10 protein-coding genes are annotated in these 10047 nt (G+C 26.0%); 6 read left to right on the top strand and 4 right to left on the bottom strand.

The window, feature by feature from the left end; genetic code table 11:
- Positions 1-1234 (bottom strand): transcription termination factor Rho (rho, locus tag JG677_RS05505; RefSeq protein WP_200285586.1); only part of this gene is annotated, 1234 nt, incomplete at its 3' end.
- A 113-nt stretch (positions 1235-1347) separates the two neighbouring features.
- On the opposite strand from rho, the gene JG677_RS05500 reads away from it, so the two are divergent.
- Both JG677_RS05500 and ccoS read left to right on the top strand, forming a co-directional pair.
- Positions 1348-3696: a heavy metal translocating P-type ATPase gene (locus JG677_RS05500; RefSeq protein ID WP_200285584.1), complete on the top strand. Its 2349-nt coding sequence runs from the start codon at positions 1348-1350 to the stop codon at positions 3694-3696.
- A complete protein-coding gene (gene ccoS, locus JG677_RS05495) occupies positions 3696-3905 on the top strand; it encodes a cbb3-type cytochrome oxidase assembly protein CcoS (RefSeq protein WP_200217431.1) in 210 nt (69 codons plus the stop codon). The genes JG677_RS05500 and ccoS overlap by 1 nt, the downstream gene beginning before the upstream one ends.
- A gap of 13 nt (positions 3906-3918) precedes the next feature.
- Here the strand turns inward: ccoS and JG677_RS05490 are convergent, their stop codons facing one another.
- Positions 3919-4221 carry a c-type cytochrome gene (locus JG677_RS05490; protein ID WP_200169605.1) on the bottom strand — a complete coding sequence of 101 codons (303 nt, stop codon included), beginning with the start codon at positions 4219-4221 and terminating at the stop codon, positions 3919-3921.
- A gap of 106 nt (positions 4222-4327) precedes the next feature.
- Between JG677_RS05490 and JG677_RS05485 the strand changes: the two genes are divergently transcribed.
- Genes JG677_RS05485 through rfaE1 form a run of 3 tightly spaced genes read left to right on the top strand, consistent with a single transcriptional unit; the run spans position 4328 to position 7200 of the window.
- A complete protein-coding gene (locus JG677_RS05485) occupies positions 4328-4852 on the top strand; it encodes a D-glycero-alpha-D-manno-heptose-1,7-bisphosphate 7-phosphatase (RefSeq protein ID WP_325099557.1) in 525 nt (174 codons plus the stop codon).
- Positions 4853-4862: 10 nt separating this feature from the next.
- Positions 4863-5816, top strand: a complete 954-nt coding sequence (gene rfaD, locus JG677_RS05480) for an ADP-glyceromanno-heptose 6-epimerase (protein WP_200217433.1) — start codon at positions 4863-4865, stop codon at positions 5814-5816.
- Positions 5809-7200: a D-glycero-beta-D-manno-heptose-7-phosphate kinase gene (rfaE1, locus tag JG677_RS05475; protein ID WP_200169608.1), complete on the top strand. Its 1392-nt coding sequence runs from the start codon at positions 5809-5811 to the stop codon at positions 7198-7200. Before rfaD ends, rfaE1 begins: the two co-directional genes overlap by 8 nt.
- Here the strand turns inward: rfaE1 and truD are convergent.
- Positions 7178-8299, bottom strand: a complete 1122-nt coding sequence (truD, locus tag JG677_RS05470; RefSeq protein WP_200285582.1) for a tRNA pseudouridine(13) synthase TruD — start codon at positions 8297-8299, stop codon at positions 7178-7180. The genes rfaE1 and truD overlap by 23 nt on opposite strands.
- Positions 8268-9089: a thiamine-phosphate kinase gene (locus JG677_RS05465; protein ID WP_200169611.1), complete on the bottom strand. Its 822-nt coding sequence runs from the start codon at positions 9087-9089 to the stop codon at positions 8268-8270. The genes truD and JG677_RS05465 overlap by 32 nt, the downstream gene beginning before the upstream one ends.
- 91 nt (positions 9090-9180) lie before the next feature.
- On the opposite strand from JG677_RS05465, the gene JG677_RS05460 reads away from it, so the two are divergent.
- Positions 9181-10047 (top strand): DUF5644 domain-containing protein (locus JG677_RS05460; protein WP_200285580.1); only part of this gene is annotated, 867 nt, incomplete at its 3' end.

Raw genomic sequence — 10047 nt, 5'->3', positions numbered from 1 at the left:
ATTTAAGAGCTTCAATATCATCCATTTGTGAAATAGCGGAACGAATAGCCCAAATTTTTTGTAAATCACTTGGATTTTGTAGTAATTCTTCTTTTCTTGTTCCTGATTTTATAATATTAATTGCTGGATAAATTCTTCTATCTGAAATATTTCTATCTAATACAATTTCACTATTTCCTGTTCCTTTAAATTCTTCAAAAATTACATCATCCATTCTTGAACCCGTATCGATTAAAGCAGTAGCTACTATAGTTAAAGATCCTCCTTTTTCTATATTTCTAGCTGCTCCAAAAAAACGTTTTGGTTTATGTAAAGCATTGGCATCAACTCCTCCGCTTAAAACTTTTCCTGAGCTAGGAGTAGCAGTATTGTAAGCTCTTGCAAGTCTTGTAATGCTATCAAGTAAAATGATCACATCCTTACCCATTTCAACCATTCTTTTAGCTTTTTCTATCACAAGTTCAGCTACGCGTACGTGATTATAAGCAGGTAAATCAAAAGTAGAGCTAAAAACTTCTCCTTTTACGCATCTTTGCATATCAGTTACTTCTTCAGGTCTTTCATCAACTAGTAAAACAATTAAATGCATATCGGGATGATTTTTAGCAATAGCTGCTGCTAATTCTTTCATAAGTTCTGTTTTACCTGTTCTAGGGGGTGCTACTATAAGTCCGCGTTGTCCTTTTCCTATTGGGGTAAAAAGATCTAAAACACGCCCTGTTAATTTCATACTATCGTATTCTAATTTTATTTTTTCTGTTGGAAAAATAGGAGTAAGATTATCAAAAAGAGGTCTTTCTTTAGCCTCTTGTAAAGGCATATAGTTTATAGCTTCAATTTTTAATAAAGCATAATACTTTTCTTGATCTTTAGGTTCTCTTACCTGTCCTGTAACTATATCTCCAACACGAAGAGCGAATTTGCGAATTTGTGAATTTGAAACATAAGCATCATTAACACTATCACTTAGATCTCCATCCATTCCACGTAAAAAACCATAACCTTCAGAAGATATTTCTAAAATACCTGTAAAAAGAATAAAACCACCTTTTTTGGTTTGTGCTTTTAAAATTTCAAACATAAGTTCTTGACGACGAAATTCGCGTGGATTTTCTATTTCGCATTCATTGGCTATTTTAACAAGACTTTCAAGATCAAGTAGTTTTAGATCTTCAATTTTATATCCTTCTACAGGAATATGCGTTCTTTGATGTTGTTTTTTTTCTTTTTCCATAAGCCCTCGTAGATTTTAAGAAGAATTTTTGTAAAGCATGATTTTAATAAAAAAATATACTTTTTGTCAAATTTGTTTATAATAACAAAACTAAATTTTATGAAAGAATAGCTATGAAATGTGCACATTGTAGATTAAATTTTCAAGAAAATCAAATGATAAAAAAAAACGATCTCTTTTTTTGCTGCAAAGGTTGTCAAAGTGTTTATGAAATTTTATATGAGAATGGTTTAGATGAATTTTATAAAAAATTAGGAGATAAAACTTTAAAACCAGTTTCAAATCAAAATGGCTTTAAAAGTTATGATGAGTTTATTAATAAAACCAAAGAAGGTTTTAGCGAGGTTTATCTTGTATTATATGGAATAGAATGTGCAGCTTGCATTTGGCTTAATGAAAAAATTTTAATTAAGCAACAAGGAATTTTAGAACTTGATATTAATCATTTTACTCATAAGGCTAGAATTGTTTTTGATCAAGATATTATTAATTTAAAAGATATTTTAAATTTAATAGAAAGTATAGGTTATAAAGCAAGTGCTTACGATCCTACTAAAACAGAACAAAAAGCAAATTTAATAAAGAGGGAATTTTATTCTAAACTTATTGTGGCTATTGCTTGTGTTATGAATATTATGTGGATAGCTATAGCAAAATATGCAGGATTTTTTACAGGAATGGATAAGGATATAAAAGATATTTTAAATTTTGCTGAGTTTATTCTTTGTTTTCCTGTTCTTTTTTATACAGGTTCAAGTTTTTATCAAAATGCTTTTAGAGCAATTAAAAATAAAAAAGTTAATATGGATACTTTAGTAATTAGTGGAGCAAGTTTAGCTTTTTTGTATTCATTGTGGGCTATGTTTTTTAGAGTGGGCGAGGTTTATTTTGATTCTGTTGCTATGATTGTTTGTTTTGTTTTTATTGGGAAATATCTTCAAGTATTGAGTAAAAAAATAGCCTTAGATACTATAGATGGTTTAAATGCATTTTTGAAAAATGAAGTTTTAGTTTTTAATGGTAAAGAGTTTAAACCAAAATCAGCCAATGAGGTTAAACTTAATGATATTATTTTGCTTAGAAGCGGTGATAAAATTTTAATTGATGGTGTTTGCATTAGAGGTGAAGCAAGTCTTGATACTTCTTCTTTAAATGGTGAAAATACTCCTTTGCTAATAAGACAAAATGATGAGTTAAATTCTGCTTGTATAGTGCTTGATGGTAGCATAGAATATAGAGCAACTAAACTTTATAAAGATTCTAAGCTCGCAATTATTATAAAACTTCTTGAATTAGCTAGTACTAAAAAGGCTAAACTTGAAAGCTTAGTGTCTAAAATTTCTGGATATTTTTCACCTGTTATTTTGTTTTTTTCTTTTGCTTGTTTTTGTTTTTGGTTTTTTTTAAAAGATGCTAATATAGAGTTAAGCCTTGTAAATGCTATATCAGTTTTAATCATAGCTTGCCCTTGTGCTTTGGCTTTAGCAACTCCTGTTAGCACACTTGTTGCTTTAGGAAAATCTTTAAAAGAGCATATTATTTTTAAACATTCTAGCACTATTGAAGATCTTAGTAAAATTAATATGGCTATTTTTGATAAAACAGGAACTTTAACAAATAATGAATTAAAAATTAGTAATTTTTATTTAGATGATAAAATAGATAAAGAGGAATTTTATAGCTTTATAAAGCTTTCTAATCATCCTGTATCAAAAAGTATTGCTAAATTTTTTGAAGCTCAAGGTATTGTTTATAAAAAATTAGATTTTAAAGAACTTTTTAATATCCAAGCAAGAGGATTAAAAGCAAATTTGAATAATGATTTATTTTTAGGAGGAAATTATTATTTTTTAAGAGAAAATGGTATTGAAGTTAAAGAGTTTAAAAATACTCATTTTATTTTTGCTAAAAATCAAAAAATATTTGCTTATTTTGAATTTGAAAATATTTTAAGAGAAGGGACTAAAGAACTTATAGCTTATTTATATGATCATAAGATTGAAACGATGATATTAAGTGGAGATAATCATTATGCAGTGGAAAAAATCGCCAAAGAGCTTAAAATAACTAATTACAAAGCTTCTTGTTTGCCTGAAGATAAAATGAAAGTTATTGAAAATTTAAATCAAAAATATAAAGTTTTATTTGTTGGAGATGGTATTAACGATGCTTTAGCATTAAAAAATGCTAGTGTTTCTATTGCTTTAAAACAAGGAAGTGATTTAGCAATTCAAAGCAGTGATGTGCTTTTATTAAAAAATGATTTATTTTCCTTAATAAAAGCCTTAAAGCTTTCTAAAAATACCTATAAAATTATAAAACAAAATCTATTTTTTTCTTTATTTTATAATGCTTTAACTATTCCTTTAGCTTTTTTAGGGCTTATTAATCCTTTAATCGCAGCACTTTCTATGTCTTTTAGTAGTATAATAGTTATATTAAATGCTTTAAGGATTAAATAATGAGTAATGTAATAACATTAATGATAGGAGTCTCTTTGCTAACCTTTTTTATAATTCTTGCCACTTTTTTATGGGCAATAAAAAATAAACAATTTGACGATGAGTATAAATTTATTACTTTAAACGATGATGAAGAAGCTTTAAACGATATAATAAATTTACAAAAAAGAAAAGAAGAAGCTTTAAGAAAGCAAAAAAAGCTTTCTTAAAAAATTATGCAGATTATTTTAAAGTATCAATATATTTATCAATAGCTTCAAGATCAGCTTCACTTAAACCTTTTAATTGAAGCTTCATAATAGCACCTTGTCCAAATTTATTTCTTGTTCCTGCTTGATATTCTTTTAAAGCTTGTGATCTTTCCTCATAGCTTAAAGATGTAAGAGCTGGAACTTTTCCTAAGTAAACTTTATCAGCTTTTGCTCCGTGACAAACAGCACATTTTTTAAAGAGTGTAGCACCATCAGCTGCATAAGCAGAAACCCCAAGACACACTAAAGTAGAAATTGCTAGCAATTTTTTCATTTTAACTCCTTGTTATTTTAGGTAAGGAATATTATATCTTTAATTTTTAATAAATTTCTTAAAGATTTTATAAAATAAATGTTTATTTTAAAAAAGCTATATTATAATGCTTTTTATGAAAAGAAAAGCGTTGTTTTTAGATAGAGATGGTGTTATTAATGTAGATAAAAAATATGTTTATAAGATAGAAGATTTTGAATTTTATAATGAAATTTTTGATCTTTGTAAGTATTTTTTTTTAAAGGATTATTTAATTTTTATAATAACTAATCAATCAGGTATTGCAAGGGGTTATTATAAGGAAGAAGATTTTTCAAAGCTTTGTAATTTTGTTTTAGAGGAATTCATTAAGCAAGATATAAAAATTTCAAAAATATATTATTGTCCACATTTGGAAAATTGTGAATGTAGAAAACCAAAACCAGGTATGCTTTTAAAAGCTAAAGATGAATTTGATATAGATATGGAAAATTCCATTTTTATAGGAGATAATCTTAGCGATATGCAAGCGGGAGTAAATGCAGGAGTTAAAAATTTATTTCTTGTAAATGAACATATATTAAAACAAGATTATTTTAAAAGTTTTTTTTCTTTAAAAGAACTTTTAAATTTTTTAAAACAAAATTTCTAAGGATAAATTAATGAAAATAGTTATTACAGGTGGAGCAGGATTTATTGGTTCAGCATTGGCTCTTTTTTTACAAGAAAATCACGAAGTTTTAATTATAGATAAAATGAGAAGTAATGCTGTTTTTGAAAATGGAAATTTAGAATGTTTGGGACATTTTAAAAATTTGTTAGGTTTTAAGGGCGAGTTATATGTCGCAGATATAAATGAAGAAAAAACTTTAAAAATAATAAAAGATTTTAAACCAGAAGTTATATTTCATAAAGCAGCTATTTCTGATACTACAATTTATGATCAAAATAAGGTTTTAAGTGTAAATTTAAATACTTTTAAAGAATTTATAAAACTTAGTATTGAACTTAATGCAAAACTAATTTATGCAAGTTCTGCTTCTGTTTATGGTGATGCTCCTAGTCCTCAGATTGTAGGAGTTAATGAAAATCCTAAGAATCCTTATGCTTTTTCAAAACTTATGATGGATAATTTAGCACAAAAATACTACAATAAAGCCCATTTAATAGGACTTAGGTACTTCAATGTTTATGGAAAAGGTGAATTTTATAAAGGTAAAACTTCTTCTATGATTATACAATTTGCTCATCAAATTTTAGCAGGGAAAAATCCTTGTTTATTTGAAGGAAGTGATAAAATTTATAGAGATTTTGTTTATATAAAAGATTGTTTGGAAGCTAATATTAAAGCTATAGAAGCAAAAAATGGGGTTTATAATGTAGGTAGCGGAAAAGCAAGAACTTTTCAAGATATTGTAGATATATTACAAAAAGAACTAAATACAAATTTATCTTGCAAATATATTAAAAATCCTTATGAAAAATTTTATCAATTTCATACACAAGCAAAATTAGATGAAAATTTTGCCTATTGTCCAAAGTATAGTCTTGAAGAAGGTATAAAAGATTATTTGCCAGAAATTTTAAGACTATTTGAAAAGGAAGTAAATGTTTAATTTTTTAGCAAAACAAAAGCCTAAAATTCTTGTCATAGGTGATTTTATGGTAGATTGTTATATTTGGTGCAATAGTACACGTATTAGCCCTGAAGCACCTGTTATGATAATGAAATCTAATGAACAAGAAAAACGTTTAGGCGGTGGTGCTAATGTTTATGCAAATTTAAAAGCTTTAGGAGCAGATGTTTTTGCGCTTGGCGTTGTTGGAGATGATGAAAATGGAATTTTCTTAAAAGAAAAATTAAATTCTTGTTTTTTAGTGCAAAAAGGGCGCAAAACTTCTCTTAAAAGTCGTATTATTGCTCATAATCAACAAGTTTTAAGATTAGATGATGAAGATGATGAAGATATTAAACTTGAGCAAGAATTAATCACAGAATTTAAAAAAATTTTTAGGAATTTTAATGCTATTTTACTCAGTGATTATGCAAAAGGAGTTTTAACTCCAAAAATTTGTCAAAATATTATTCAAAGTGCAAATGAATTTAATATACCTGTTTTAGTGGATCCTAAAGGAGATGATTTTAGTAAGTATAAGGGTGCTACTTTATTAACTCCAAATAAGCAAGAGGCTTTAAAAGCTTTAAAAATTAATAATTTAGAAGGAGAAAATCTTCAATATGGTATAGAGAAACTTAAAAATGATTTTAATTTAAAATATTCTATTATCACTCTTTCTGAAGATGGTATAGCACTTTTTGATGAAAAATTGCATATTATTCCTGCTAAAGCATTAGAGGTTTATGATGTAACGGGAGCAGGGGATAGTGTAATTGCAACTTTAGCCTTTTCTTTAGCTTGTAATATACCTATTTTAAAAGCTTGTGAATTAGCTAATGAAGCTGCAGCTGTAGTTGTAGGAAAAATAGGAAGTGTGAGTGTTAGCTTAGATGAGATTAAAAATTTTAATAAAAACAATTTTGAAAATAAGATAAAAAGCAAAGAAGAACTTTTAAAGATACTTAAAATGAAAAATAAAAAAATAGTTTTTACTAATGGCTGTTTTGATATAGTGCATTTTGGACATATTAAGTATCTAGAAAAAGCTAAAAAATTAGGTGATATTTTAATCGTTGGATTAAATTCTGACGCGAGTGTAAAAAGACTTAAAGGTAAAAATCGTCCTATAAATTCAGAATTTCATAGAGCTTGTATGTTAGCAGCTTTTTATTTTGTAGATTTTGTTGTGATTTTTGATGAGGATACACCTTTAGAATTGATATCATTTTTAAAGCCTGATGTTTTAGTTAAGGGGGCTGATTATCAAAATAAAGAAGTTATAGGAGAAAAATTAGTTTCAAAAGTTGAGTTAATTGATTTTGAAGAAGGTTTTAGCACAAGCAATATAATAAATAAAATCAACAATCAAGCTTTAAATTAGTATGCAAAAGCTCTTCTAAAACAGTTGTAGCATAAGATCCTTTTTGAAGAAAAAATTCTAAAACAATATGAGCTTTTTCTTCATTGTAATGAAATTTTGCATTTTCTATATAACTCCACATAAAACGTCTAGATCCTTGCAATTGCTGTTTAAATTCTAAAAGTTCTTTGAAAATTTCATCTTCTAATTTTTTAGTAAAACCTAAGCTTTCAAAAGCTTTTTTACCTACCAATAAACCTAAGGCAGAAATATCTCTTTTTAAAAATCTTTCCTGCTCTTGAATTAAATCTTCGCAAATAAAGCATTTTCCATAAGGATAATGTCCTAGTACATCTCCTTTTAAAATTTTAAAAAAATTTTTTTGTTTTTTAAGAATTTGCAATTCTTCTTTACTTAAAGGATAAAGTTGCATTAATTCTTTAATATTAAAATCTTTAATAAAATGAGAGAATTCTATTCTTTTGCTAAGATAACGATTGAAAAATTCACTTTGAAGAGCTGAAATTAAAAAATTTTTAAGTTTTGGATTTTTTACTTTTTTGCCTTTTAAAATTTCAATTCCTTCTAAATAATTATCTCCAAATTTTCCAAAGCGTTGATAACCAAAATAATTTGCAAAACCTTGTGAATTTAGTGTAGTAAAAACTTCTTTGAGTTTTAAAGCATTGCTAGGAGAAACTTTTTTTAAACGTATAAAAAAAGAATTACCTTTTAAATGACCTATTTTTAATTTATTATGATGAGTGAAATATTCTAAAATTTTTAATTTTGGATGAGAAAAATTATTAAAGCGTTCTTGAAATTTTTTAAGTACAGAAACATATTGAAAAGTAAAGCCTTGTTTATCCTTAAGGCCTGCGTAGCCGAAATCTCTTATTTTAATCCCGCTTGTTTCACTTAAAATTTGCAAAGCCTCATTTGTGCTTAAATCTTTTTTGCAAATGTGCATAATTAAATGTTCACCTTGATTGGAAAATTCATAAAGAGGTTTTTCTCTTACAACAAAATCATCGCTATTTTTACTAAAATAAACATTAATTGCACTATGTTTTAAACTATAAAGAGGTTTAAAAGTGGTGTTCTTTTCCAATAAATTCATATTTTCCTTTCACAGCTTTACCAAAAATATTAAGCTTTACTTTATGTTTTTTAGCGCTTTGTTTTATAAAGTTTTCATCTTTTGGATTAAAAGCAAATAAAATTTCATACTCTTCTCCACTATATAACTCATAAAAATTAAGATTTTTATACCAAGAAATTCCTAGATTATTGATCTTAAGCAAGCGTGATAAATCTTTGCTTAATCCATCTGAAATATCCATAGCACAACTAAGCTTTTGAGCAATTTCATAAAAAAAATCTTTTCTTATTTTAGGCTTAATAAAGCGATGATTAGGGCTTAATTTTTTACCTTGTTTTAAAAGTTCTAAGCCTTTTAAGCTTTGGCCTAAATTTCCACTAAAGGCTATCAAATCCCCTAATTTTAAACCTTTTCTTAAAACAGGTTTTTTATAAATTTTAGAAATAAGAGTAATGCTTATATCAATTTTATGATTGCTTATTGTATCGCCACCTATAATTTTTATATTAAATTTTTTAGCAGTATTTAAAAATCCTTTTTGCAAAGCTTTAATTTCAATATCACTTAAATTTTTTGGTAAAGCAAGTCCTAAAAGAGCATATTTTGGTTTAGCATTCATTACTATAGCATCAGAAATATTTACAAGCATAGCTTTGCTAGCAATTTGCTCTAGACTCATCCAAGATCTTTTAAAATGAATATCTTCAAAAAATAAATCTTTACTAAAACACCAATTATCAATTATAGCGCCATCATCACCATTTATAGAATTTAAAAAGGCTTTGATGATAAATTGCTCTTTATCCATAAAATTATTTTATAAAATTTCATTTTAAATAACACTTTGTTTTATAGATATTTTTAAGAAATTTTTATATAATTTAAAAAAGGAAATTAAAATGAAAGATTTAGAACTTAGAATTTTTAGATTTGACAATAGACAAGATTATGAGGCATATTATAAACCTTATGTTTATAATAATTATGAAAATTTTGCTTCTCTTTATGATTTGCTTTTACAAGTTAATGATGATGATATATATTTTGAATTTGAAAAAAATGAGAATGCTTTTGTATTAATTAACAATAAACCTTTTAGATTGAACACTTCTTTAAGTCAAATTTTACAAGATGAAGGTTATGAGCTAAAGATAGAACCATTAAGCACTAAAAGGGCTATAAAAGATCTTATTATTAATAAAGATGATTTTTATGATCGTTTTAAGCTCATTTCACATTTAGTTAGTGAAGAGGATAAAAAAATTTATGAAAAATATGATTATTTGTATTATACAAGCAAAATTTTAAAGTATTTACCTAATTATCTTGGAGATTCTTTTTTTTATTTTGTAGGTCAAATGATAGAAAAATATCCTAATAAAAAAGAAAATTTTTTAAAAATTATTAAAGATGAAAGCAGGGGAATTTTCTATCATATAAAAACTAAAAATTTACTTTTGGAACAGACAATTGATTTTTTAAAACAAGAAATTTTAAAAGCAAAACTTTTTAATGAAACTTTATTAAATGATAAAAATCCAATTTTAGAATCTTTTCGTAATGAATTCAAAGAACCAAGCGATATTAAATATAATTTTAAAGATTTTAATATAGGGCTATTTACGCGTAAGGATATTAAATTTAGTGATAAACTTGAGGCAAAATTTGTATCCTTTTTAGGTAGTGAAAAAAGTACAGGTTTTGAATTTTTAAATTTAGATGAAAAGCTTTCTTATAGAATGGCAGCAGATATTATACTTCAAGCT

Source organism: Campylobacter sp. TTU-622, from assembly GCF_016598965.1.
In the GTDB taxonomy this organism is placed as follows: domain Bacteria; phylum Campylobacterota; class Campylobacteria; order Campylobacterales; family Campylobacteraceae; genus Campylobacter_D.
Note: the sequence above shows the minus strand (reverse complement) of the source record. Positions and strands in the feature narration are given on the sequence as shown.

Bases quoted from the DNA above. Each gene is read 5' to 3' on its own strand.
- JG677_RS05500 (WP_200285584.1), top strand. From the start codon at position 1,348: ATGAAATGTGCACATTGTAGATTAAATTTTCAAGAAAATCAAATGATA.
- ccoS (WP_200217431.1), top strand. From the start codon at position 3,696: ATGAGTAATGTAATAACATTAATGATAGGAGTCTCTTTGCTAACCTTT.
- JG677_RS05490 (WP_200169605.1), bottom strand. From the start codon at position 4,221: ATGAAAAAATTGCTAGCAATTTCTACTTTAGTGTGTCTTGGGGTTTCT.
- JG677_RS05485 (WP_325099557.1), top strand. From the start codon at position 4,328: ATGCTTTTTATGAAAAGAAAAGCGTTGTTTTTAGATAGAGATGGTGTT.
- rfaD (WP_200217433.1), top strand. From the start codon at position 4,863: ATGAAAATAGTTATTACAGGTGGAGCAGGATTTATTGGTTCAGCATTG.
- rfaE1 (WP_200169608.1), top strand. From the start codon at position 5,809: ATGTTTAATTTTTTAGCAAAACAAAAGCCTAAAATTCTTGTCATAGGT.
- truD (WP_200285582.1), bottom strand. From the start codon at position 8,299: ATGAATTTATTGGAAAAGAACACCACTTTTAAACCTCTTTATAGTTTA.
- JG677_RS05465 (WP_200169611.1), bottom strand. From the start codon at position 9,089: ATGGATAAAGAGCAATTTATCATCAAAGCCTTTTTAAATTCTATAAAT.